This is a genomic window from Streptomyces sp. NPDC007991, assembly GCF_042958445.1.
Classification (GTDB): Bacteria; Actinomycetota; Actinomycetes; order Streptomycetales; family Streptomycetaceae; genus Streptomyces.
Genome location: NZ_JBIBJD010000006.1, coordinates 366,303 through 389,531, shown reverse-complemented (window position 1 = coordinate 389,531; position 23,229 = coordinate 366,303). Strand labels below are relative to the sequence as shown.

25 protein-coding genes are annotated in these 23,229 nt (G+C 72.6%); 14 read left to right on the top strand and 11 right to left on the bottom strand.

Annotation, left to right across the window (positions count from 1 at the left end):
- The first annotated feature begins 137 nt into the window (after positions 1 to 137).
- A complete protein-coding gene (locus ACFZDA_RS19340) occupies positions 138 to 476 on the top strand; it encodes a hypothetical protein (protein ID WP_391082592.1) in 339 nt (112 codons plus the stop codon).
- Here ACFZDA_RS19340 and ACFZDA_RS19335 read toward each other — a convergent pair.
- The gene (locus ACFZDA_RS19335; protein WP_391082590.1) at positions 465 to 1,748 is read right to left on the bottom strand and encodes an SWF or SNF family helicase; all 1,284 of its coding nucleotides are present in this window, start codon (positions 1,746 to 1,748) and stop codon (positions 465 to 467) included. The two genes, ACFZDA_RS19340 and ACFZDA_RS19335, sit on opposite strands and share 12 nt — an antisense overlap.
- Positions 1,745 to 4,543, bottom strand: coding sequence for an SNF2-related protein (locus ACFZDA_RS19330; RefSeq protein ID WP_391082587.1), 2,799 nt, complete (start codon positions 4,541 to 4,543; stop codon positions 1,745 to 1,747). Before ACFZDA_RS19330 ends, ACFZDA_RS19335 begins: the two co-directional genes overlap by 4 nt.
- 289 nt (positions 4,544 to 4,832) lie before the next feature.
- Here ACFZDA_RS19330 and ACFZDA_RS19325 point away from each other — a divergent pair, with 289 nt between their 5' ends.
- Complete coding sequence (locus tag ACFZDA_RS19325; protein ID WP_391082584.1) at positions 4,833 to 5,015, top strand: hypothetical protein; 183 nt, start codon at positions 4,833 to 4,835, stop codon at positions 5,013 to 5,015.
- Between the two features lie 63 nt (positions 5,016 to 5,078).
- Here ACFZDA_RS19325 and ACFZDA_RS19320 read toward each other — a convergent pair whose 3' ends face one another.
- Both ACFZDA_RS19320 and ACFZDA_RS19315 read right to left on the bottom strand, forming a co-directional pair.
- Positions 5,079 to 5,936: a hypothetical protein gene (locus ACFZDA_RS19320; protein ID WP_391082583.1), complete on the bottom strand. Its 858-nt coding sequence runs from the start codon at positions 5,934 to 5,936 to the stop codon at positions 5,079 to 5,081.
- A gap of 135 nt (positions 5,937 to 6,071) precedes the next feature.
- Positions 6,072 to 6,368 (bottom strand): hypothetical protein, encoded by a 297-nt coding sequence (locus ACFZDA_RS19315; protein ID WP_391082580.1) that lies wholly within the window; start codon positions 6,366 to 6,368, stop codon positions 6,072 to 6,074.
- Between the two features lie 99 nt (positions 6,369 to 6,467).
- Here ACFZDA_RS19315 and ACFZDA_RS19310 point away from each other — a divergent pair, with 99 nt between their 5' ends.
- Entirely contained in the window at positions 6,468 to 7,370 is a 903-nt protein-coding gene (locus ACFZDA_RS19310; protein ID WP_391082577.1) for an oxygenase MpaB family protein, read from the top strand.
- 22 nt (positions 7,371 to 7,392) lie between these two features.
- On the opposite strand, the gene ACFZDA_RS19305 is transcribed toward ACFZDA_RS19310, so the two are convergent.
- Positions 7,393 to 7,992, bottom strand: a complete 600-nt coding sequence (locus ACFZDA_RS19305) for a methyltransferase domain-containing protein (RefSeq protein ID WP_391082574.1) — start codon at positions 7,990 to 7,992, stop codon at positions 7,393 to 7,395.
- 152 nt (positions 7,993 to 8,144) lie between these two features.
- On the opposite strand from ACFZDA_RS19305, the gene ACFZDA_RS19300 reads away from it, so the two are divergent.
- The 5 genes from ACFZDA_RS19300 (at position 8,145) to ACFZDA_RS19280 (ending at position 13,055) form a co-directional block, all read left to right on the top strand.
- Positions 8,145 to 8,918 (top strand): MHYT domain-containing protein, encoded by a 774-nt coding sequence (locus tag ACFZDA_RS19300; protein ID WP_391082571.1) that lies wholly within the window; start codon positions 8,145 to 8,147, stop codon positions 8,916 to 8,918.
- A gap of 80 nt (positions 8,919 to 8,998) precedes the next feature.
- Positions 8,999 to 11,518, top strand: a complete 2,520-nt coding sequence (locus ACFZDA_RS19295; protein WP_391082567.1) for a nitrate- and nitrite sensing domain-containing protein — start codon at positions 8,999 to 9,001, stop codon at positions 11,516 to 11,518.
- On the top strand, positions 11,515 to 11,952 hold the full coding sequence (locus tag ACFZDA_RS19290; protein ID WP_391082564.1) for a roadblock/LC7 domain-containing protein: 438 nt from the start codon (positions 11,515 to 11,517) through the stop codon (positions 11,950 to 11,952). The genes ACFZDA_RS19295 and ACFZDA_RS19290 overlap by 4 nt, the downstream gene beginning before the upstream one ends.
- A 22-nt stretch (positions 11,953 to 11,974) precedes the next feature.
- The gene (locus ACFZDA_RS19285; protein WP_391082561.1) at positions 11,975 to 12,385 is read left to right on the top strand and encodes a DUF742 domain-containing protein; all 411 of its coding nucleotides are present in this window, start codon (positions 11,975 to 11,977) and stop codon (positions 12,383 to 12,385) included.
- Positions 12,386 to 12,449: 64 nt separating this feature from the next.
- Positions 12,450 to 13,055 carry an ATP/GTP-binding protein gene (locus ACFZDA_RS19280; protein WP_391082558.1) on the top strand — a complete coding sequence of 202 codons (606 nt, stop codon included), beginning with the start codon at positions 12,450 to 12,452 and terminating at the stop codon, positions 13,053 to 13,055.
- 21 nt (positions 13,056 to 13,076) lie between these two features.
- Here the strand turns inward: ACFZDA_RS19280 and ACFZDA_RS19275 are convergent, their stop codons facing one another.
- Positions 13,077 to 13,505, bottom strand: a complete 429-nt coding sequence (locus ACFZDA_RS19275; protein ID WP_391082556.1) for a TIGR03618 family F420-dependent PPOX class oxidoreductase — start codon at positions 13,503 to 13,505, stop codon at positions 13,077 to 13,079.
- Positions 13,506 to 13,609: 104 nt separating this feature from the next.
- Here ACFZDA_RS19275 and ACFZDA_RS19270 point away from each other — a divergent pair, with 104 nt between their 5' ends.
- From ACFZDA_RS19270 to ACFZDA_RS19255, 4 genes are all read left to right on the top strand, one after another.
- The gene (locus ACFZDA_RS19270) at positions 13,610 to 14,023 is read left to right on the top strand and encodes a roadblock/LC7 domain-containing protein (protein WP_391082554.1); all 414 of its coding nucleotides are present in this window, start codon (positions 13,610 to 13,612) and stop codon (positions 14,021 to 14,023) included.
- Between the two features lie 132 nt (positions 14,024 to 14,155).
- Positions 14,156 to 15,046 carry a DUF6397 family protein gene (locus ACFZDA_RS19265; RefSeq protein WP_391082552.1) on the top strand — a complete coding sequence of 297 codons (891 nt, stop codon included), beginning with the start codon at positions 14,156 to 14,158 and terminating at the stop codon, positions 15,044 to 15,046.
- Positions 15,047 to 15,167: 121 nt separating this feature from the next.
- On the top strand, positions 15,168 to 15,539 hold the full coding sequence (locus ACFZDA_RS19260) for a VOC family protein (protein WP_391082550.1): 372 nt from the start codon (positions 15,168 to 15,170) through the stop codon (positions 15,537 to 15,539).
- Between the two features lie 9 nt (positions 15,540 to 15,548).
- A complete protein-coding gene (locus ACFZDA_RS19255) occupies positions 15,549 to 16,334 on the top strand; it encodes a DNA-formamidopyrimidine glycosylase family protein (protein WP_391082547.1) in 786 nt (261 codons plus the stop codon).
- Between the two features lie 28 nt (positions 16,335 to 16,362).
- Here ACFZDA_RS19255 and ACFZDA_RS19250 read toward each other — a convergent pair whose 3' ends face one another.
- On the bottom strand, positions 16,363 to 17,259 hold the full coding sequence (locus ACFZDA_RS19250) for a DMT family transporter (protein ID WP_391083251.1): 897 nt from the start codon (positions 17,257 to 17,259) through the stop codon (positions 16,363 to 16,365).
- Between the two features lies 1 nt (position 17,260).
- Between ACFZDA_RS19250 and ACFZDA_RS19245 the strand changes: the two genes are divergently transcribed.
- On the top strand, positions 17,261 to 17,641 hold the full coding sequence (locus ACFZDA_RS19245) for a hypothetical protein (RefSeq protein ID WP_391082546.1): 381 nt from the start codon (positions 17,261 to 17,263) through the stop codon (positions 17,639 to 17,641).
- Positions 17,642 to 17,683: 42 nt separating this feature from the next.
- Here ACFZDA_RS19245 and ACFZDA_RS19240 read toward each other — a convergent pair whose 3' ends face one another.
- The 3 genes from ACFZDA_RS19240 to ACFZDA_RS19230 form a co-directional block, all read right to left on the bottom strand.
- Positions 17,684 to 18,427, bottom strand: coding sequence for a type II CAAX prenyl endopeptidase Rce1 family protein (locus tag ACFZDA_RS19240; RefSeq protein ID WP_391082543.1), 744 nt, complete (start codon positions 18,425 to 18,427; stop codon positions 17,684 to 17,686).
- 135 nt (positions 18,428 to 18,562) lie between these two features.
- Positions 18,563 to 19,435 (bottom strand): acyl-CoA thioesterase domain-containing protein, encoded by an 873-nt coding sequence (locus ACFZDA_RS19235; protein WP_391082540.1) that lies wholly within the window; start codon positions 19,433 to 19,435, stop codon positions 18,563 to 18,565.
- Between the two features lie 37 nt (positions 19,436 to 19,472).
- Positions 19,473 to 21,986, bottom strand: a complete 2,514-nt coding sequence (locus tag ACFZDA_RS19230; RefSeq protein ID WP_391082537.1) for a DUF3516 domain-containing protein — start codon at positions 21,984 to 21,986, stop codon at positions 19,473 to 19,475.
- Positions 21,987 to 22,130: 144 nt separating this feature from the next.
- On the opposite strand from ACFZDA_RS19230, the gene ACFZDA_RS19225 reads away from it, so the two are divergent.
- A complete protein-coding gene (locus ACFZDA_RS19225; RefSeq protein ID WP_391082534.1) occupies positions 22,131 to 22,925 on the top strand; it encodes a metal-dependent hydrolase in 795 nt (264 codons plus the stop codon).
- 32 nt (positions 22,926 to 22,957) lie between these two features.
- Here the strand turns inward: ACFZDA_RS19225 and ACFZDA_RS19220 are convergent, their stop codons facing one another.
- Positions 22,958 to 23,203: a type B 50S ribosomal protein L31 gene (locus tag ACFZDA_RS19220; RefSeq protein ID WP_391082531.1), complete on the bottom strand. Its 246-nt coding sequence runs from the start codon at positions 23,201 to 23,203 to the stop codon at positions 22,958 to 22,960.
- Positions 23,204 to 23,229: the final 26 nt, after the last annotated feature.

Sequence of the window (23,229 nt, the reverse complement as noted above, 5' to 3'; positions counted from 1 at the left end):
TCCCTTGGCCGGTCACGGGGAGTGTGACCGGCCAACGGGACCGTCATGCTCCGGAATCATGCGGTCCAAGCCGTGAGCACGTATCAACTTCCGTGCGGCCCTGCCGCCTTGAGCGGGGCGCGGCGACGCTGGTCGGTATGGCCATGCCGCCCGTACCGCCTCATCCGCCCGGGCCTTCCCGGCGCCGGAATCCGCTGCTCGTCCTGCTGGTCGTGCTCATGGCCCTCGCAGCCGTGGCCGTCGTGGTGCTGATGGCCACAGGCAGCGACGGCTCGCCGGACCGGGAGTCGCCCGCCGAGAGCACGAGTCCCACCCCCGCGCCGTCCTTCGGCATCCCCACGAAGCTGCCCACCGAGGTGCCCAGCGACCTGCCGACCCGGCTGCCGTCGGGTTTTCCCAGCCGGCTGCCGAGCGATCTGCCGAGCGACCTCGCATCGCTCCTGCCGTCCCCGGACACCGGCGCGCTACTGCCCTGAGCTCGGCGCGGCTCCCTCTGCGGCGGCGAGTTCCGCCGACGTCAGTGCCGTCGCCGGATCCTGTGCGGCGCCTCCCGAGGGCAGCCAGCGGCCGTGCTCCTTGTGGTACGGCCACCACCGGCCGTCCCGGCCGAGGCGCAGCTGGACCGGCGCGCCGACGACCGTCCAGCGGTTGCCCCGCGCCCGCAGCTCCGGCCGCTCGTCCGCGTCCCAGGCCGACTCCAGGGCGGCACGCGCGCGTGCGAGCGTCTCACCCTGCGCCTTCCACTCCTCGTCGAGCACGGCCACCGCGGCCGGACCGCCGTGCCGCCACGCCCGGACCGCCGCTGCCATCCCCTCCCGGCCGCGTCCCGACCCGTCGGCCAGCCGGTCCGCCACGTCCTGCCCGGGGTCGCCCGCGGCCAGCCGTACGGCGTCCTCCGAGGCGGTCAGGTCCGCGCCGGAGGGGCGCCGTTCGGCCGGGTCCCGGAGTGTCTCGGCGAGGAGGCGGTGGGCCACTACGGCGGTCCGCGCGGCCAGGAACTCCAGCGCGGCCGGGTCGATGCCCGGGGCGGGCGGCGTCTCGGTGTCCAGGGACGGCGGCAGCCCCGGCTCGTCGGGGAGTCCGGGCAGGGGCGGCAGCTCGGGCAGGATGTCGCCGGCCGCGTACGCCTCGGCCGCGTCCACCCCCTCCTGGCCCGTACGCTCCGCGGCGGACGCGCCGCTGCGCGACTGGAGAGCGTTCAGGAGGGTGGCTTTGCCGCGTCCGCGCATCAGGAGCAGGACGAACGGGTCCTGGTCCAGCAGCCGTGCCACCTGGTAGCAGAGCGCCGCCGTGTGCCCGCAGTGGTCCCACGCCTCGCAGTCGCACGTCGGCTCCAGATCGCCCAGGCCCGGCAGCAGTTCCATGCCCGCGGCCGCCGCTTCCTCGACCAGGTGCGGCGGCATCTCACGGTCCAGCAGCGCCGCCACGTGACCGGCCCGTTCCACGGCCATGTCCAGGAAGCGGTCCCACTGCCCGGGCGAGAGCTCCTCCAGCAGGACGTCGGCCCGGTGCGCCGTGCGGTCACGGTCCTGCACGATGGCCGTGAGCCGCCCCGGCCGCACCGACACCGCCCCGACCGCTCCCGCGCGCGCCAGCCGGCGGCCCGTCCTGAGCTGCGCCGTGTCCAGCGCCGTGTCCTCCAGCGCCTTGAGCCACGCCTGACCCCACCAGGTCTGTGCGAAGCCCCGTCCGTGCGCGGGCGGCAGCGCGGCGAACGTGCGCTCCGTGTCACCGTCGTGCCGAGTCATCGCAGGCCCCCTCGCAGTTCGACCAGATCCGCCAGTTCCGCGTCCGTCAGCTCCGTGAGGGCGGCCTCACCGGAGCCCAGGACCGCGTCCGCCAGCTCCCGCTTGCGCGCCAGCAGTTCGGCGATGCGGTCCTCGATGGTTCCCTCGGCGACGATCCGGTGCACCTGCACGGGCCGGGTCTGGCCGATGCGGTAGGCGCGGTCGGTCGCCTGCGCCTCGACGGCCGGGTTCCACCAGCGGTCGTAGTGCACGACGTGCTCGGCCCGGGTGAGGTTCAGGCCGGTGCCCGCCGCCTTCAGCGACAGCAGGAACACGGGCACGTCACCGTCCTGGAAGCGCCGCACCATGGCCTCACGTTCGGCGACGGGCGTCCCGCCGTGCAGGAACTGCGAGGGCGTGCCGCGGGCGGCCAGGTGCCGTTCGAGGAGGCGGGCCATCTGCACGTACTGCGTGAAGACGAGCACGCTCGCCTCCTCGGCGAGGATCGTGTCGAGCAGTTCGTCCAGCAGTTCCAGCTTCCCGGAGCGTTGGGCGATCACCGGCCGCTCCTCCTTGAGGTACTGCGCGGGGTGGTTGCAGACCTGCTTGAGGCCGGTCAGCAGCTTCACGATCAGACCGCGCCGCGCCATGCTGTCCGCGCCGGCGATCTCCGCGAGCGCCTCGCGCACCACCGCCTCGTACAAGCCCGCCTGCTCCTGGGTGAGCGACACGGCGTGATCGGTCTCCGTCTTCGGCGGCAGCTCGGGCGCGATCCCCGGGTCCGACTTGCGGCGGCGGAGCAGGAACGGCCGCACGAGCCGGGCCAGCCGGTTGGCGGCGGCCGGATCCTGACCGCCCTCGACGGCCTCCGCGTACCGCCTGCGGAAGGTGCCGAGCCGGCCCAGCAGGCCGGGAGTGGTCCAGTCGAGGATCGCCCACAGCTCCGACAGGTTGTTCTCCACCGGGGTGCCGGTGAGCGCCACACGCGCGCGTGCGCCGATCGAACGCAAGGCCCGCGCGGTCGAGGAGTGCGGGTTCTTCACGTGCTGGGCCTCGTCCGCCACGAGCATGCCCCACGCCACCTCGGCGAGCCGGGGCGCGTCCAGGCGCATCGTGCCGTACGTGGTGAGCACGAACTCCCCGTCGGCCAGGCCGTCGAGGCCGCGCCGCGCGCCGTGGAAGCGCCGCACGGGTGTGCCGGGCGCGAACTTCTCGATCTCCCGCTGCCAGTTGCCCATCAGGGACGTCGGGCAGACCACCAGGGTGGGCCCGGCGGACCGGGCGTCGGTCTGCCGGTGCAGGTGCAGGGCGATCAGCGTGATCGTCTTGCCGAGCCCCATGTCGTCGGCGAGGCAGCAGCCGAGGCCCATCGAGGTCATACCCGCGAGCCAGTTCAGACCCCGCCGCTGGTAGTCCCGCAGGGTGGCGGCGAGGGCCGCCGGCTGCTCCACGGGCTGTTGCCTCTCGGGGTCCGCGAGCCGCTCCCGCAGGGCCGCCAGCCACCCGGTGGGCCGCACCTCGACCCGGTGGCCGTCCACCTCCGCCCAGCCCGTCAGGGCCGCGCCCAGCGCGTCCACGGGCGTCACCTTGTGGTCCTGCCGGGAGCGGGCCAGACGCACCTCCTGAGGGTCGATCAGGACCCACTGGTCGCGCAGCCGCACCACGGGGCGCTTGGCCTCGGCGAGCCGGTCCAGCTCGTCGCGGCTCAGCCGCCGGTCCCCCAGTGCGAACGACCAGTCGAAGGCGAGCAGCGCGTCGGCGGACAGGAACGACGGCATGGCCGTGAAGGACGTGCCGGAATCCGGCTCGTCGTCGGCAGGGCCCACCTCCGCGCGCGTGGTGAGCTCGCGGGTCAGTCCCTTCGGCCAGTGCACCTCCACCCCGGCCGTCGCCAGCGCCCGGGCGCCCGCGCCGAGCAGCTCGGTGACCTCCTCGTCGGCGAGCTCGACCGCGTCCGGCACGGTCGCCGACAGCAGGGGCGTGAGCGGGGCCCAGGCCCGGGCCGCGCGGCGCAGCGCGAGCAGGGCGTCCATCCGCGCGCGCGGACCGAAGGCCTCGCCCCCGGCGCCGGACCAGACGTCCGCGGCGTCCGCCACGAGCGCGGCGTCGCTCACGCTGTGCACCTGGAGCACGGCCCGGAACGTCACGTCCGCGTCGTCGTTCGCCGCGTCCGTCAGGCCGCCCGCCTCGATCCGCAGCGACAGCCGCACCCCCGCGTCGTGGCCCGCGGCGACGTCGGCGGCCCACGCGCGCTGCTCGGGCAGACGCACCGGCTCGGGCGATGCGTAGGCGGGACCGCCGGTGACCAGGGGCGCGGCGGGGGAGCGGGGCAGCGTGTCGGCGACCGCGTCGAGGAAGGCGCGCAGCAGCCGCTCCGGGTCGGGCAGCCGCAGCGGCCCGGCGCCCGCCAGGGGCACGGCGTGCGCCTCGGGCGGCATGGCGGCGGCGAGGCGGCGCACGGCCTCGACGTCCTGGGCGCTCAGCGGGCCGGTCCGCCAGGAGTCGTGGTCGCCCGGGGACAGCCCCGGCAGCAGCAGTCCGCGCGCCATGAGGTGCAGGGCGTGCGCGGCCGCCGCGCCCCAGAAGACGGTGGACCGGTGGGCGTGAGCGTCGGTGCGCGCACGCGTGAGGACCGGCAGGGCCGCGCGCACCGGCAGCAGGAGCGCTGGCACAGTCAGCGGCTGGACTCCGTCACCGCCGGGGACGACGACGGTCAGGTCCGCGTGGGACGCCGCCGCCACGGTCGGCGGGGCCTCGCCGTCGGGTCTCCATAAGGCGACGCTGCCGGTCCGGGCCGGGTCGCCGGGGATGAACACGGTGTGGCAGTGGGCCGGATCGGGGAATTCGGAGGAGGGTGCCGGGGGAGTCGGATGCTCGGCTATGGCTGATTCCTCAAATTTGACTAGCAGGTCGGAGCCGCCGAGGGTACAGCACTTCCGGCGCACACAGGTATGACTGAGGTGTGACCTGGGTCACTATGAGGAGGTCAGGGGTGTGTGGGGGGCGCACCTCAGGGATGTCTCAGGGTCGCGGTCCGGAACTGCCGCAAGCGCGGGCCCGTTTTCGAGACAGAGAGCGGCAGTGGCCGCGAAGGAGGCGACAGTCATGTCGAATAACGCCAAGATCGCCGTGGGCGGTGTGGCGGTCGGGCTCATCCTGCTGATCTGGCTGCCCTGGTGGGCCGCGCTTTTGATCATCCTGGGAGTCCCGGCCGCCGCGTACCTCACACTGGACCCCTCGCAGCGGCGCAGGCTGCGCCGCGTCACCCGGAAGGAACTGGGCCGTTGACGCGCTGCTGACCGGCGCGGCCGAAGGCCGCGCCGGCTCGCTCCGGCCGCACGGCCCACCAGCTCAGTTCGGCCGTACGGCCATCTTGTCGAGGGCCTCCAGGAGACCCGGCAGCTCCGGCCCCCGCCCCACCGGCAGGACCTCGCCGGGTTCCTCGTCGAGCAGCACGAAGGCGATGTCGTCGGTCCTGGCCACGAGCGACCAGCCGGGACCGTCGGCCCGAAGGGTCCGCGCGTCACCCGGTGCGAACGACGACCGGACCCGGCCCAGCGGCGGCGGCGAGTCGATGTAGGTGCGGGCCTCCGCGAGGACGCGCCGGATGCCGCTGTGGCCCTGCCGCCCGTTCTCCCCGCCTCCGCCAAGGCCGCCGGCCGCCGCGCCTTCGTCACCCGGTGACGCCGAGGACCCCGGAGCCGGGAAGGCCGAGTCGTCGACCTGTTCCCGCCACATCGCCCACTGCAGCGCGATCTCGTCCGCGCCGAGGCGCCGCTGAGCGGGGCCCCAGACGGTGGTGTCCGGTGGAGCCAGCGGGGGCCGGTCGTCGGCCTCCGGACCGGGATCGTGGGGCGCGGGCACCCCGGGCGCCGCGACGGCGACCGCGAGGGGCCAGCCGGGCAGGGCCGCGACGACCGTGCGCTCGTCGGGCGACAGCTCGTACTCCATCCCGCAGTCCCAGGACGCGATCGCGACGGCCACCAGGGAGACGTCGTCGATGACCACGGTCCACCGGGCGCCGTCGCCGTCCTGGCCGAGCACCAGCCCGTACCCGTCGGCGAGCGGCGCGAGGCCGAGCGCCGCGCACGCCTCCGGATAGTCGTCGCCCAGCACGCTCGGGAACTTCGCCGGCGTCAGCAGCACCGCCGTGAGCACATAGAGCGCATCGTCCGCGGCGGCGACGGTGTCCTCGTCCGTCCCGGCCATCCCAGCCTCCCCATCGGTTCGTCCACCGGCGCGCACCCTAGTGTGCGCGGAAGCCCCTTGTCACGGCCTGGCAAGCGCGCGTGGAGCTGCCGTTTTCCGGCGGACGGGGCGAATCGGCCGTCCCGGCCGGGCGCGTCACTCCGCCGGCAGTCCCAGCAACTCACGGGTCACGGCCCGGGGCGACTGGCCGCGTTCCCGCGCGAGCGCGATGACGGCCCGGCAGGCCAGCTCGTTCACCCCGAACGACAGCGCCTCGGGCGACACCCAGCCGGCCGCCTCCTCGGCCCGCTCCTGGTCGTCCTCCGCACCGGCCGTGACATAGGCAGCGGCCGCCTCGAAAAGATTGTGCGTGCGTCCGTCCCCGCCGGCCTTCGGCTCCGTGCGAAGGGCGTGAGCGACTCTGCCTCCGGCCTTGCGGACCTTGCTCCACATGCTGACCACCTTCCCCCTGTGCGGATGTCCCGCCGTGCCGATCATCTTCCGGACACCAACGTAAAGTTGCAGCTCCGTTGACAGAAGGGGGACGGCACTGTGAAGCGCTTCGCACGCCTGGAACAGATTCGGCGGATGGACCCGTACCGGCAGGCCACGGAGATCTACCGGCTGAGCGCGGCGTACGAGTTCCCGTGGGACTTCACCCGCGCCCTGGAGCTGGCCCTGTACCGCACCTACGCGGTCCCGAGCATCGGCCGGCTGCTCGCCGAGACGGCGGAGCTCACGGAGCGGACGCAGAAGCGCTACGACGACACGTCGCTGCTCCTGGACGCCGTGGTCGAGCACGGCTTCGGCAGCGACCAGGGCAGGACCGCGATCCGCCGCATCAACCAGATGCACCGCAGCTACGACATCAGCGACGACGACATGCGCTACGTGCTCTGCACGTTCGTCGTGACGCCCAAACGCTGGATCGACACCTACGGGTGGCGCAGGATGTCGCGGCACGAGACCGTCGCCAGTGTCGTCCACTACCGCACGCTGGGCCGGCACATGGGCATCAAGGACATCCCCGAGACCTACGAGGAGTTCGCGACCTGCCTCGACGACTACGAGGCGGCCCACTTCGCCTGGGACGAACAGGCCCGGCGGGTCTCGGACGCCACGCTCGACCTGATGTCCTCCTGGTACCCGCGTCCGCTCGCCCCGCTGCTGCGCACCACGACTCTCGCGCTGCTCGACGACTCACTGCTGCGCGCCTTCCGCTACACCCCGCCGAGCGCCGCCACGCGCGCGTGGGTGCGTCGCGCGGTACGGCTGCGGGGCCGCGCCGTCCGTCTGCTGCCGCCCCGGCGCGCCCCGCACTTCGCCCGGCAGAACTGGGAGATCAAGAGCTACCCGGACGGCTACCGGCTCGCCGGCCTGGGCACGCGCCCGGTCCCCGGCGTCCGGGGCTGTCCCGTGCGGCATGGGGCGGGGCCGGACGCCGGGGCCGCTTGAGGCGGCCGGGTGGCGCTCTGGCTCAGTCCCCGCGAACGGCGAGCGCCAGGAAGCGGGAGTCCTCGTCGACGTACGACGTCAGGCGCCACCCCGAACCGGCCAGCAGCGGCCGGAGGTTGGGCTCGGCGCGCAGGTCGTCCGGGGTGAGCGGGCGTCCGTGGCGCGCGGCCAGGGCCGCCCTGCCGATCGGGTGGAACTGCGCGAGCACACCACCGGGGCGCACCACGCGTGCCAGTTCCCGCAGGTTCTCGGCCGGACTCGGCAGGTGCGAGATCAGACCCGCCCCGAACACGGCGTCCAGCGCGTGTGAGCGCAGCGGCAGCGCGGCGACATCCGTGAGCAGCAACGCTCCGTCCCGGTCCCGTCCGGCCCGTACGGCCTCCCGCAGCATGGCCGGGGTCAGATCGGCGCCGAGCACCACCCCCGAGGGCCCCACGGCGGCACGCAGCGGTGGCAGGGCGCGTCCGGTACCGCACCCCGCGTCGAGCACGCGGTCGCCCGCGCGCAGTCCGAGTTCGGCCACCGCGGCCGCGTAGGCCGGACCGTCGTCGGGGAACCGGCTGTCCCAGTCGGCGGCGCGGGCGGTGAAGAACTCCTGGACACGCGTCTGGTCGTCGCTCATGTACCGCATGATTCCTCACCGGCACGGATGACGCCTCAGCGCACACGTTCGAGCGTGACCCGATCGTTCCGGTACACCCTTGCGTCATATTCCAACAGCTTTCGAAATGTGCCCCCTTCGCGCGCCGCTGCCGGGTCTAGCGTCCCGGGGCCATGGGACACCTGGACCACGCCGCCCTGGGGTGGCTGACCCCCGCGCTGTCGTACGTGATGGCCTGCACAGGCGCCGCACTCGGACTGCGCTGCACCGTCCGCGCGCTCGCCGCCACCGGGCGCTCGCGCCGCAACTGGCTCGTCACCGCCGCCTCGGCGATCGGCACCGGCATCTGGACCATGCACTTCGTGGCCATGCTCGGTTTCAGCGTCGCCGGCACCGATATCCGCTACGACGTGCCGCTCACCCTGCTGAGCCTGCTCGTCGCCATGGTCGTGGTCAGCGCCGGCGTCTTCGCCGTCGGCTACAGCCGGGACCGCGGCCGGGCCCTGCTGATCGGCGGGCTCACCACCGGCCTCGGCGTCGCGAGCATGCACTACCTGGGGATGGCGGCCGTCCGCCTGCACGGCGACGTGACCTATGACCCGGTGCTCGTCGGGCTCTCCGTCCTGATCGCCGTCGTCGCCGCGACGGCGGCCCTGTGGGCGGCGCTCAACATCAAGTCGCCCGTCGCGGTCACCATCGCCTCCCTGATCATGGGCGCGGCCGTCAGCAGCATGCACTACACCGGGATGTTCGCGGTGAGCGTGCGCGTGACGCCCACCGCGGAGGCACTGCCCGGGGCCACGGCGATGCAGTTCGTCTTCCCCCTCGCCGTCGGCCTCGGGTCCTACCTCTTCCTGACCTCCGCCTTCGTCGCGCTGTCGCCGACGGCGGGGGAGCGCGAGGCGTCCGCGTCGGCCCAGCGGCCGGTGGAGAACGCAGCCCGTTAGCCGCGCGCGGACCCCGTAGCCCGGACGGCCCGCCCTGAAGCCGGGATGACACGCCCCGAACCACCCCGAGCGAGGAGTTCATGCGTACACCCCGTAGGACCCCCGAGGCAGGCGCCGAGACGCCGCCCGCGCGCGGTCGTCGCGCGCACGCCGGGCCGCCGGCCGACGAGGGCGGCGAGGCCCCCTCGGAAGCCGCTGTGGACGGAGGGGCCACGCGCGCGGAGCGCTGGCACATACGCCCCCGTACCGTGCGCGCCAAGATCGTCTGCCTGCTGATGGTGCCGGTCGTCTCCCTCCTGGCCCTGTGGGCCCACGCCACCGTCACCACCGCCCAGGACGTCTCCCGGCTGCGGCAGGTCCAGCGCGTCGACGCCACGGTCCGCGCCCCCGTCTCCGCCGCGGTCGCCGCCCTCCAGGACGAACGCGCCGCAGCCGTACGTCACGCCACCGACCCGTCCGCCGTGGGGACCGACGAACTGGACGAACTCGCCCGGCGCACCGACCGGGCCGTCGCGAAACTGCGGCTCGGCGAGGACAGCACGGTCGCCGACAGCGAGGAACTGCCCACCGGAGTCGCCCACCGGCTGGAGGAGTTCGTCACCGGCGCCGGGCAACTGCGTCCGCTGCGGACCGAGGTGCGGGACCGGCGCGCGGACTGGGCCGAGACGTACGGCGGCTACACCCGGACCATCTCGGAGGCTCTCGGCGTCGGCGGTGCCCTCACCGGCATCCAGGACGCCGACCTCGGCTCCGACGCGCGGGTGCTGCTCGAATTCTCCCGTGCGGTCGAGGCCTTGTCCCGGGAGGACGCCCTGTTGGCGAGCGCCCGCCTTACCGGGACGCTGACCGGGGAGCGGCTTCGGCTCTTCACCGGCGCCGTCGAACTGCGCCGCACCCTGACCGAGTCGGCCGTCGCCGACCTGCGCGGCACCGAACGCGCCGCGTGGAACACCCTGACCGACAGCAGCGTCTACGCCGGGCTGGGCGACGCCGAGGACGGGATCCTCACCGCCGGACCGGGCGCCAAGGCGATCGACGCGACACCCGAAACCACCTGGAACACCACCCACGCGCGCGTGCAGAACGGCATGCGCACCATCGAGGACGACGCCGCACGAGGCGTCGCGCAGCGGGCCGATCCGTTCACCCGGGGACTGCTCACCCCGGCCGGCGCGGCCGTCCTGCTCGGACTCGCCGCCGTCGCCGCCTCGCTCGTCATCTCCGTACGCATCGGCCGCGGACTCGTGGTGGAACTCGTCAGCCTGCGCAACAGCGCTCTGGAGATCGCCCGGCGCAAACTCCCCGAGGCCATGCGGAGACTGCGCGCGGGCGAGGAGATCGACGTCCGCGCCGAGGCGCCGCCGGGACCGGCCGCCGAGGACGAGACCGGGCAGGTCGCCGAGGCCCTCGGCACCGTCCACCGCGCCGCGTTGCGGGCCGCCGTCGAGCGCGCCGAACTCGCCAGCGGCATCTCCGGCGTCTTCGTCAACCTCGCCCGCCGCAGCCAGCTCCTGGTCCACCGGCAGCTGAGCCTGCTCGACAGCATGGAACGCCGCTCCGACGACCCGAACGAACTGGGTGACCTGTTCCGCCTCGACCACCTCACGACCCGCATGCGGCGCCACGCCGAGAGCCTGATCATCCTCTCCGGAGCGGCCCCCGGCCGGGCCTGGCGCATGCCCGTCTCCCTGACCGACGTGGTCCGCGCGGCCGTCTCCGAAGTGGAGGACTACGCGCGCGTGGAGGTGCGGCAACTCCCCGAAGCGGCCGTCGTCGGAGCGGCCGTCGCCGACCTCACGCACCTCCTGGCCGAGATCATCGAGAACGCCGCCCAGTTCTCCCCGCCCCACACGCGCGTGCGCGTCACCGGCGAACCCGTCGGCAACGGCTACGCCGTCGAGGTCGAGGACCGCGGCCTCGGCATGGGCAAGGAGGCCCTCGCCGAGGCCAACCGCCGCATCGAGCAGTCCGAGGCGCTCGACCTGTTCGACAGCGACCGGCTCGGCCTGTTCGTCGTCAGCCGGCTCGCCGCCCGGCACGGCGTCAAGGTCCACCTGAGGACTTCGCCGTACGGCGGCACCACCGCCGTCGTCCTGGTGCCCACCGCCCTGCTGCACAGCGGGACCGCCGAACCTTCCCACGGTGAAGCGGTGCACGCGCACCATCCCGAGGAGCGCTCCCACGCGCGCGTGCCCGACGACCTGCCGCATCAGGACACCGTCCCCGAAGCCGTCTGCGCACCGGCCGACCGGCGCTCCCTGGTGGCTCCCGTCCCGGCCGTCGCGCAGACCGCGAGCCACACCCCACCCCCAGGAGTCGCCACGTTGCGACTGCACCGTCCCCAGGAGCAGCCCGAGGACTCCGACGACCTCCCGCGTCGCGTACGGCAGGCCAGCCTCGCGCCCCAACTGCGCAACGGACGCCCCGAAGAACCGCCGCCCTCGCCCGCACCCCGGGACGACGAACGCACACCCGAGGCCGTCCGGGACCGCATGGCGGCCTACCGCGCCGGCTGGACGCGCGGCGGTGGCAGGCCACCCGGCCGCGGAACCGCTCCCCGCCCGACGGGCAGTGACAGCAGCGAAGGAGACCCCGCATGATCCAGGACCCGAGCACGCATTCCGCCCGGAGCTCCGGCGAACTCGACTGGCTGCTGGACGATCTGGTGCTCCGCGTGAGCGAGATACGGCACGCCGTCGTGCTGTCGAACGACGGCCTCGCCGTCGGTGCCTCGACCGGCCTGCGCCGCGAGGACGCCGAACACCTCGCCGCGGTCGCCTCGGGCTTCCACAGCCTCGCCAAGGGAGCCGGGCGGCACTTCGGTGCCGGCGGGGTCCGTCAGACCGTGGTGGAGATGGACGAGGGCTTCCTGTTCGTGGCCGCCGCGGGCGACGGATCCTGCCTGGCCCTCCTCACCGCTGTGACCGCCGACATCGGCCTCGTGGCCTACGAGATGGCACGCCTGGTCAAACGCGTCGGCGAGCACCTCGGCACCGCGCCGCGCGTCGGCGCCCGGCCGCCCGCCGCCGGATGAACCGAGAGGGCGGTCCGCGCAGATGACCGAGGACATCACGGGCACCCCGGCCGAGCAGGGCAGCCAGTGGTACGACACCGAGGCCGGCCCGCTCGTCCGCCCCTACGCCATGACGGGCGGACGCACCCGGCCCGGCCCCACGGGCGTGCGGTTCGACCTGATCGCCCTGGTCACCCTGGACCCGGCCGCACCCGGCGTGGACGACGCCCCGCTCGGGCCGGAACACCGCAACCTCCTCGACCTGTGCCGTACGGAGACCCAGTCGGTCGCGGAACTCGCCGCGGACGCGGACCTTCCCGTGGGCGTCGTCCGGGTCCTCCTCGGCGACCTCCTGGAACTCGGCTGCGTCACCGTCAGCCGCCCCGTGCCGCCGGCACAGCTGCCCGACGAGCGCATTCTGCGCGAGGTGATCGCAGGACTGAGGGCGCTGTAGACGCACGCACACCACGCACCTGCTCACCGCACCCCTTTGCCGGCACTCCCGAGAGAAGTGATCAATGGTCTCCGAGCACTCCGACGCCACCGGCGGCGAGAACTCCGCACTGGCGTTGAAGATTCTGGTCGCCGGCGGGTTCGGCGTGGGCAAGACCACCCTGGTGGGCGCCGTCAGCGAGATCCGTCCGCTGCGCACCGAGGAACTGCTCAGCGAAGCCGGCCAGTCGGTGGACGACACCGACGGTGTGGACCACAAGACCACCACGACCGTCGCCATGGACTTCGGACGCATCACCATCCGCTCCGGCCTCTCCCTGTACCTGTTCGGCACCCCGGGCCAGGACCGGTTCTGGTTCCTCTGGGACGAGTTGTCGCAAGGGGCGCTCGGCGCGGTGGTCCTCGCCGACACCCGGCGCCTGGAGGACTGCTTTCCCGCCGTCGACTACTTCGAGCACCGGCGTATCCCGTTCGTGGTGGCCGTGAACTGCTTCGCGGGCGCCCGGCGGCACGGCGCCCCGGGCGTCTCACGCGCCCTCGACCTCGACCCGGGCACACCCGTGGTGCTGTGCGACGCCCGGGACCGCGACTCGGGGAAGGAGGTGCTGATCCGGCTCGTCGAGTACGCCGGGCGGATGCACACCGCCCGGCTCCTCGACTCGGTCGGATGACGGAAGGCACGGGCCCCGAGGTCAGTCCGCGACGTCCCGCTCCGCCAGGACCCTGTCGATCGCGACCCGGACGAGGAGTTCGCCCGGGACGCCGTTGCGGGCGCCGAACTCCTCGGCGCGCTCCTCGCCCATGTACCGGGCGCCGATGCGGGTGGCCCAGTGCCGTATCTCGTCGAGGTCCTCCGAGACCCGGGCGCGGCCCCGCACGACCACGAAGGAGTACGGCGGCCGGTCGTCGTCCACGCACAGGGCGACCCGGCCGTCACGGATGAGGTTGCGCCCTTTCACGCTGTTCTTGCCGGTGTTGAACACCAGCTCGTCGCCGTCCAGGACGAACCAGACGGGAGCCACATGCGGGCTCCCGTCGGCCCGGACCGTGGAGAGCTTTCCGGTGCGGGTGCCGTGGGACACGAACTCCCGCCATTGCGCGTCGGTCATCTTCTCTGCCATGGCTCCCATCCTCCTTGCCCCGGCAGCGGTCGTGGGGAAGGCTGGCGTGGAGATCCTCCGGCCAGGGGGAGAATCGCACGGGGAGAAAACGGGGAGATTGGAAGATGGCGCAGAACCAGGGACTGGACTGGCTGCTGGACGACCTGACCGAGCGCGTCCACGAGGTGCGGCACGCACTGGTCCTGTCCAACGACGGCCTGGTGACAGGGGCGAGCACCGGACTGCGCCGCGAGGACGCCGAGCACCTCGCGGCCGTGTCGTCCGGACTGCACAGCCTGGCCAAGGGCTCGGGACGGCACTTCGGCGCGGGCAGCGTACGCCAGACAATGATCGAGTTCGATGACGCGGTGCTCTTCGTCACCGCGGCCGGCACGGGCAGTTGTCTGTGCGTCCTCAGCGGCGCGGAGGCCGACATCGGCCAGATCGCCTATGAGATGACCCTGCTGGTCAACCGGGTCGGCGAGCACCTCGACGTGGATGCGCGCCAGCCCGAACGGAAACCGGCAACAGGCGGCTGACCTGCGCGTTCGCCATCCTCCGCGGAGTTATCCACAGGCTCGCCACGAGATCAGCCGAAGCGGCTACGGTTTTTTCACGGCGACCGCACACGGCGTGAGCCGCCGACTCTGACTCCACGGGGGAGACCGACCATGTCAGGCACCATCGCGACATCCGACCGCCTCACCTGCGCCCCGAGCCGGGCCGCGCGCGCACTCGACCTGAAGCGGGGCGAGCTCGATCTGGCGGTGCATCTCGGACTCGTCCGGACCGTCCCTGACGAAGGGGGCGGAGGCCGACGGGTCGCCCGCGCCGAGATCGACCGGCTGCGCGCCGAGGACGGCTTCCCGGACGCCCTGCGCGAGCGCGTCGCGACCGTGGGCACCCATGACGGCGCCGAGATCCTGGAGGTGACACCCGCCAGGTTCACGAGCTTCGCGCGCTTCGGCCTGCTCGTGCCCGTACGGTTCTATCTGAACCGCTACCGCACGGTCGTCTGGCTCTATCTGGCCGAGGAACTAAGGCAGTTCGCGGCCGAGAAGAGCAACGCCAGGCTGCTGACGGGCCGCATGCCCGCGGAAGTGCGGGAAGGGCTGAAGGCAAAGCTGGACCGGCGGCCCCGCAACTGGCGGGGACGCCACATCGGGTTCCTGCTGCGGCAGGCGGGAGACGACCCGTGGGCGCACGCGGCGGCCGTCGCCTGCCTCCTCGACCCGTCCGACGTGGCGGATGTCGTCGAGGACCCGTACGAGCGCGACCACCTGAACCGCTGCCGCCCCCGGCTCCCGGCACTCGGCGCGCCCGGCTCGCCTGCCGCCGAGCTGGCCCAGGAGCTCATGACGGCGAGCGAGCCGGACGAAGTGGCCTGGTTCCGCGCGGATCTCGCCCACACGATGGAAGAGGCCCGAAGGCAACACCCGGCACCACGCCCGGCCCCGGAACCGTCCCCGCGGCAGGAGGACCGCCCGGCACCCCCGGACCACCTTCCTTCCCAGGGCGTCCTGGGCTGGCTGCGCCGCAGAGGCCGGTGGCCTACGGGGTGACCCCACCTCCTCCCCGAGGGCCGGGGCGCAGGGCGCGCGCCCTGCTGTCCGCCCGACGAGCGATGAGTTTCCGGATGCGTCCCGGTCTGACCTGTGAGGAGACTAGGTACGGGAGGCGATCATGTTCGGTACGACGAAGGCGTTCAGCGGGTTCTCCGTGAACGACATCGAGGCGGCCAGGACGTTCTACGGCGACACGCTGGGACTCCGCGTCTCGGAAGAGCACGGCATGCTTTTCCTGCACATCGCGGGTGACCGGGACATCCTGGTCTATCCGAAGCCGGACCACACCCCGGCGACGTTCACCATCCTCAACTTCCCCGTCGACGACATCGAGGCGGCGGTCGACGAGCTGGCCAGAAGGGGGGTGCACTTCGAGAGCTACGACCACCTCAAGGTGGACGACAAGGGCATCTTCCGCGGCGGCGGCCCGCTGATCGCGTGGTTCACCGACCCGTCGGGGAACGTGCTGTCCGTCATCCAGGACTCCTGACCCGCCGGCATGCCCGAACTGCCCGATGTCGAGGGCGTCCGGCAGGTGCTGGAGACCTGCGCCAAGGGACGGGTCGTGCGGCGCGTCGAGGTACGGGACGCGGGCGTTCTGCACGGCGTCGGGGTCCGGGGCCTGCGTGACGCGCTGGAGGGACGGCGGTTCGGTACACCGCAGCGGCACGGCAAGTGGCTCCTCGCCCGCACCGGCGGCCCCACCCTCGTGCTGCACTTCGGCATGACGGGCCGACTGGTGTGCGGACGTCCCGAGGACGCCGTCGAGGCCCACGACCGCGTGCTGTTCACTCTGAGCGGCAACCGCCAGCTGCGCTTTCGTGACCAGCGCAAACTCCAGGGCCTGTGGCTGGCCCACGACGACGCCGACCTCGACCGGCTGCTGCGGCGGCAGGGCCCCGACGCGATGGCGGTGGACCGGGCGGAGTTCGAGGCCGTGCTCTCGTCACGCCGCGGGCATCTGAAGACCGCGCTCACCGACCAGTCCGTCCTGGCCGGCCTCGGCAATCTGCTCGCCGACGAGATCCTCTGGCGCGCCCGGCTGCGCCCCGACCGCCGGGCGCGGGAGCTCACCCGGGACGACCGGCGTCGCCTGTACAGCGAGATGCGCAGGACCCTGCGGTCCGCCGTCATCGCCGGGTGCGTGCCGCCGCGGGACTCCTGGCTCACCGGACACCGCGACGACCCCGACCCCAGGTGCCCGCGCTGCGGCAGCGTCCTGCACCGGTCCCGGATGGCGGGCCGTGGCACGGTGTGGTGCCCGCGGTGCCAGCCGGACGGGTGATCAGGCGGGGGACAGCCGCCTGGAAAGATCAGGGCACCCCCGCCGTCCGGTGTTCCTCCTCCGGCGCCACGAGCGACTGTGTGAACGGAATCCGTGCCAGGGCGAAGACGCCCGCGGCGATCAGGGCGACACCGAACAGCTGGGGCAGCAGCCACCACCCGGTGCGGAGCGTCTCCTCGTACAGAAGGATGCCGAGGGCGAGGCTCACCAGCGCGTCACCGAGGGTGAGCGCGGGCTGCGAGGCGACCAGCGGGCCGGCCTGCATCGCGTTCTCCAGCAGGAACAGGGCGCACACGCCGGTCGCGGCGAACGCGTAGGTCTGCCAGGCGGTGAGGAACCCCACGAGTCCCTGCTCGTCGAGGATGTGCATGGCGGTCTTCATCAGCGCCGCGGTCACCGCGTAGCTGATCGCCGTCGCGGCACCCAGGCACGCGGCCCGGGCCCGCCCCTCCGGGCGTCGCAGGGCGGTGACAGCGAGACCCGCGACCGCCCCCGCGCACACGGCGAGCGCGGGGGCCCAGCGGTCCAGCTCCACATGGGTGCGATTGCCGGCGGGGGAGGCGGCGGCGAGCGCCACCGCCAGGCCGGCCACCACCACCGTCACGGCCAGCCAGCCCCTGCGCGGCAGGTGCCGGCGCATCAGCAGCGACGCGACGATGAGGGTCAGCGGCAGCTCCAGCACGAACAGGGGCTGCACGATCGTCAGCGGTCCGGTCGCCAGCGCCAGCGCCTGGCACACGGCGGCGACGATCACCGCCACGATGCCGGCCAGCCAGACGGGCCGGCGCAGCAGGTCGGCGATCAGCCCGGCCCGCAGCCCCTGGGAGCGCGGCACGGTGAGCGCCGCCTTGCGCTGCAACACCGTCGCGACGGCGTTGCTGAGGGCCGCGCAGACCGCGAAGACGACGGGGAGCACGGTGTGCAGCGTGGCCACCTCCCGGATCGGCGGGCGTGTGACGCCGGTGGTGCCTCCTTCTGCCATGGTCGCCGGAACCGGGCACGCGCGCGATCGGAGCGGCCAGGCGCAGGGCGGCGAGCTTTCCTTCCTCAGGACGCTCCCCGGGCAGCCGGCCTTCAGGCGCATCGCGTCGCGGACCCGCATCTGGGCGATGCCGCGCACGGCGACGTGCGGGTGCGAGGCCGGTCAGGGTGCGGCGCATCATGCGGCGGGCGGTGCCGAGTTGTCCCGTGGTGACCCAGGTGAGCCCGCAGCACAGGAGCCGGTCTGGGATCTCGACCTGGCATCCGGCTCCCTTCAGGAACTCGGCGGCTCGGGCACATCACCCCGGTACCCGTCGAAGCGGTGACGCGGCACTCGCCGGCGCCGACGCAGCGGCCCACCGTCTGCGTCAGTCGAGCGCCCCGGCTTCTTCGGGGCGCTCGTCGTCGTCCGCGTGGCCGGCACCTCGCGGCGCGGTGACGTCTCCACCGCCGTAGTGGCGCAGCAGCCACCAGCCGTACGCGGCGTGGAAGACGTACACGCACACCTGCCACCAGTCCGGCGCCGCGCCAGGAGAGCGGATCTGGAAGAAGTCGTCGAGCCCGTGCACCACGACCATCGGCCAGACCGAGCCGATCGCGAAACGGAGGCCGGCACAGGTGAAGCCGAACAAGCCGGCGGACAGCATCTGCCACACGGTGTCGTCCAGCCGGGCGCCGAAGAACAGGTAGTTCTGCAGGTGCCCGGCGCCAAAGAGGACGGCCACGCCGACTGCCGCGCGCACCGGGCCGAGCGGGGTGAGGACCTGCTGCACAAGGCCGCGGCTGTAGACCTCTTCGTTGAGGCCGACCCACAGCAGGGACACCAGTGAGCCGACCACCACCGCAGTGCTGCCGTCGAGTCCGGCAAGGGCGTACGAGCCGGCGATCAGCAGCATCGGCGCAGCCAGCCACCAGCGGCGCAGGCGGCCGGCGGTGGTGATGCCGGACACGCGCAGCCATCCCCACCGCCACAGCACCCACCAGACACCGGCGAAGCAGGCCGCGTTGACCACGGTGGCGCCCAGGGCAGGGAACCACGACGGTGCCAGCGGGGGCAGGATCACCTTGGCGAACAGCAGCAGCGCGGCATGCCAGGCGAGGGTCAACTCCACGGCGCCCCATACGGGATGACGGGTTACATGGCCTTTCCACCGTGCCATCACGGGGCGAGCCTAGCGGCGGAGGTCTGCCCGCACATCAGGGCTTGCCTGCCGTGTTCGGGCGACGGGATCGGGCATCGAATGTGGTCAGCCCAGCTTGCGGAACAGTCCCTCCTGTACGACCGACACCACCAGCCGGCCCTCGCGGTCGTAGATCCGGCCGCGGGCCAGCCCGCGACCGCCTACGGCGATCGGTGACTCCTGGTCGTACAGGAGCCAGTCGTCCGCCCGGAAAGGCCGGTGGAACCACATGGCGTGGTCCAGTGACGCCATGTCGAAGCCCCGCGGGCCCCACAGCGGCTCGACCGGGATGCGGACGGCGTCCAGGAGGGTCATGTCGCTGGCGTAGGTGAGGGCGCAGGTGTGCACGAGCGGGTCGTCGCCGAGCGGCCCGACCGCGCGCATCCACACGGCGCTGCGCGGCTCGGCGTCCGCGACCTCGTCGGTGGTCCAGCGCAGCCGGTCCACATAGCGGATGTCGAAGGGCTGGCGGCGGGCCATCCGCTCCAACTGCTCGGGCAGCGCGCCCAGATGCTCCCGGATCTCGTCCGTGACCGTGGGCAGCGACTCAGGGTCCGGGACCGTGCGGGCCGGCGGCAGCTGGTGCTCGAAGCTGCCCTCCTCCGGCTTGTGGAAGGAGGCGGTGAGATTGAAGATCGTACGGCCCTGCTGCACGGCCGTGACCCGGCGGGTCGTGAACGACCGCCCGTCGCGCACCCGCTCGACCTGGTAGACGATCGGCACGCCCGGGATGCCCGGGCGCAGGAAGTACGCGTGCAGCGAGTGCACGGGCCGGTCGCCGTCCGTGGTGCGGCCGGCGGCGACCATGGCCTGGCCCGCCACCTGGCCACCGAAGACCCGCTGGAGGGACTCCTGCGGACTGCGGCCACGGAAGATGTTGACCTCGATCTGCTCCAGATCCAGCAGGTCGACCAGTCTCTCGGCCGGGTTCGTCGTCATCGGTGGGATTCTCCTGTGCTCGCTGCTGCCCGGCCGCTCACAGCTGGCCGACGTCGGTGACCCGGACGACCGCCCGGCCCTCCGCGTCGGAGGCCGTGAGGTCGACCTCCGCGCTGATGCCCCAGTCGTGGTCGCCGCTGGGGTCGTGGAAGATCTGCCGGACCCGCCACAGGGCGTTCTCCGGCTCCTCCTCGATGATCAGCAGCTTGGGGCCGCGGGCGTCGGGGCCGGTGCCCAGGTCGTCGTACTCGTCCCAGTACTTGTCCATCGCCTCGCCCCACGCGTCGGCGTCCCAGCCGGACTCGGCGTCCATCTCGCCGAGCTCCTCGACCTGGTCGAGGGCGGCCAGCTCGACCCGGCGGAACATGGCGTTGCGGACCAGGACGCGGAAAGCGCGCGCGTTGGCCGTGACCGGCTTGACCTCGTCGGCCTTCTCCTGGGCCTCCTCGGCGGTCATCTCCTCCGGGTTGGCGAGCTGCTCCCACTCGTCCAGCAGACTGGAGTCGACCTGGCGCACCATCTCGCCGAGCCACTCGATCAGGTCCTGGAGATCCTCGGACTTGAGGTCGTCCGGGACGGTGTGGTCGAGGGCTTTGTAGGCGCTGGCCAGGTAGCGCAGCACGATGCCCTCGGTGCGCGCCAGCTCGTAGTGGGACACCAACTCAGTGAAGGACAGCGCCCGTTCGTACATGTCGCGGATGACCGACTTCGGCGACAGCGGATGGTCGCCGACCCAGGGGTGGCTCTTGCGGTACGTGTTGTACGCGTGGAAGAGCAGCTCCTCCAGCGGCTTCGGGTACGTGATGTCCTGGAGGCGCTCCATGCGCTCCTCGTACTCCACGCCGTCGGCCTTCATCGCGGCGACGGCCTCGCCGCGCGCCTTGTTCTGCTGGGCGGCGAGGATCTGCCGCGGGTCGTCGAGCGTCGACTCCACGACGGACACCATGTCGAGCGCGTACGACGGCGATTCGGGGTCCAGCAGCTCGAACGCGGCCAGCGCGAACGTGGACAGCGGCTGGTTGAGCGCGAAGTCCTGCTGGAGGTCGACGGTGAGGCGGACGACGCGGCCCGTCTCGTCCGGCTCGTCGAGCTTCTCGACGATGCCGCCGTCGAGCAGGGAGCGGTAGATCGCGATGGCCCGGCGGATGTGCCGCAACTGCTGCTTGCGCGGCTCGTGGTTGTCCTCCAGCAGGTGGCGCATCGCCTCGAAGGCGTTGCCGGGGCGGGCGATCACCGACAGCAGCATCGTGTGCGTCACCCGGAACCGGGAGGTCAGCGGCTCCGGTTCGGAGGCGATGAGCTTCTCGAAGGTCTGCTCCGACCACGCGACGAAGCCCTCCGGGGCCTTCTTGCGGACGACCTTGCGGCGCTTCTTCGGATCGTCACCGGCCTTGGCGAGCGCCTTCTCGTTCTCGACGACGTGCTCGGGCGCCTGCGCGACGACGAAGCCCTCCGTGTCGTAACCGGCCCGCCCGGCACGCCCCGCGATCTGGTGGAACTCCCGGGCCCGCAGGGTGCGCACACGAGTGCCGTCGTACTTGGTGAGGGCCGTGAACAGCACCGTGCGGATGGGTACGTTGACGCCCACGCCGAGGGTGTCCGTACCGCAGATGACCTTCAGCAGGCCGGCCTGCGCCAGCTTCTCCACCAGGCGGCGGTACTTGGGCAGCATGCCGGCGTGATGCACGCCGATGCCGTGCCGGACGTAACGGGAGAGGTTGCGGCCGAACTTGGTGGTGAAGCGGAAGTTGCCGATCAGCTCGGCGATCTGCTCCTTCTCCTCGCGCGAGCACATGTTGATGCTCATCAGCGCCTGCGCCCGCTCCACGGCCTGCGCCTGCGTGAAGTGCACGATGTAGACGGGCGCCTGGCGGGCCGCCAGCAGGTCCGTGAGCGTCTCGGTGAGCGGCGTGTAGCGGTACTCGTACGACAGGGGAACGGGGCGGGTCGCCGAGCGGACCACCGCGGTCGGGCGGCCGGTGCGGCGGGTGAGGTCCTTCTCGAAGAAGGACACGTCGCCGAGCGTCGCCGACATCAGCACGAACTGCGCCTGCGGCAGCTCCAGGATGGGGATCTGCCAGGCCCAGCCGCGGTCGCCCTCCGCGTAGAAGTGGAACTCGTCCATCACGACCTGGCCGACGTCGGCGTCCTTGCCGTCGCGCAGCGCGATCGACGCGAGCACCTCGGCGGTGCAGCAGATCACGGGGGCGTCGGAGTTGACGGACGCGTCGCCGGTCAGCATGCCGACGTTCTCCGTGCCGAAGATCTTGCACAGTTCGAAGAACTTCTCCGACACCAGCGCCTTGATCGGGGCGGTGTAGAAGGTGACCTCGTCCCTCGCCAGCGCGGCGAAGTGCGCACCCGCCGCGATCATGCTCTTGCCGGACCCGGTGGGCGTCGACACGATCACGTTCGCACCGGAGACCACCTCGATCAGCGCCTCCTCCTGGTGGGGATAGAGCGTGAGACCCCGCTCACCGGCCCACGACTCGAAGGCTTCGTACAGGGCGTCGGGGTCGGGGGTCCGCGGCAGCTGATCGATGAGGGTCACGCCCCCATCTTGCCTGGCCTCCGGCCCGATGCGGGAATCGGCTGCGGGCGCGAAGATCGCGAACGCTACGCTGTGTCGCCGACGGGATGTCAGCGCGCCGGTCAACTGGACAGCGGTACACGAGGAATGGGGCGGGCCACGCCGATGATGGGACCAGCACACTCACTGTCGGGCGCCGCCGCCTGGCTCGGCGTCGGAGCGGCGGCCGCCGCGGCCGGGCGCCCGATGCCCTGGCCGGTGCTCCTCGTCGGCGCCCTGATCTGCGCCGGTGCCGCGCTCGCCCCGGACCTCGACCACAAGGCGGCCACCATCTCCCGGTCCTTCGGGCCGCTGTCGCGCTGGCTGTGCGAGATCGTCGACAAGCTGTCGTACGCCGTCTACAAGGCCACCAAGAAGCAGGGCGACCCGCGTCGCTCCGGCGGGCACCGGACGCTCACGCACACCTGGCTGTGGGCGGTCCTGATCGGTGCGGGCACCTCGGCCGTGGCGATCACCAGCGACCGCTGGGGCGTGCTGGCGATCCTCTTCGTGCACATGGTGCTGGCCATCGAAGGTCTGCTGTGGCGGGCGGCGCGCGGCTCCAGCAGCGACGTCCTGGTGTGGCTGCTGGCCGCGGCCACCGCGTGGATCCTCGCGGGTGTCCTGGACAAGCCGGGCAACGGCGCGGACTGGCTGTTCACGGCGCCGGGGCAGGAGTACCTCTGGCTGGGGCTGCCGGTCGTCCTGGGGGCGCTCGTGCACGACCTCGGGGACGCGCTCACCGTCTCGGGATGCCCGGTGCTGTGGCCCATACCGGTGGGGCGCAAGCGCTGGTACCCGGTCGGACCGCCGAAGGCCCTGCGGTTCCGTGCGGGCAGCTGGGTCGAGCTCAGGGTGCTGATGCCGGTGTTCATGCTGCTCGGCGGGGTGGGCTGCGCGGCGGCGCTCAACGTCATCTGAGCGCCGGCCGGGCGCACGCCGGGGGAGGGGGCTCAGCGGCCGCCGTACCGACGCTCGAACGCGGCGACCCGGCCCTCCGAGTCCACCGTGCGGGCCTTGCCCGTGTAGAAGGGGTGGCTCTCCGAGGAGATCTCCACGTCCACGACCGGATAGGTCTCGCCGTCGTCCCACTCGATGGTCTGGTCGCTGGTCGCGGTGGACCGGGTCAGGAACGCGTACCCGGCGGCCCGGTCGCGGAAGACGACGGGGTGGTAGTCGGGGTGCTTCTCCTGCTGCATGGATGCTCCTCGCGGCTCGGGTCGGT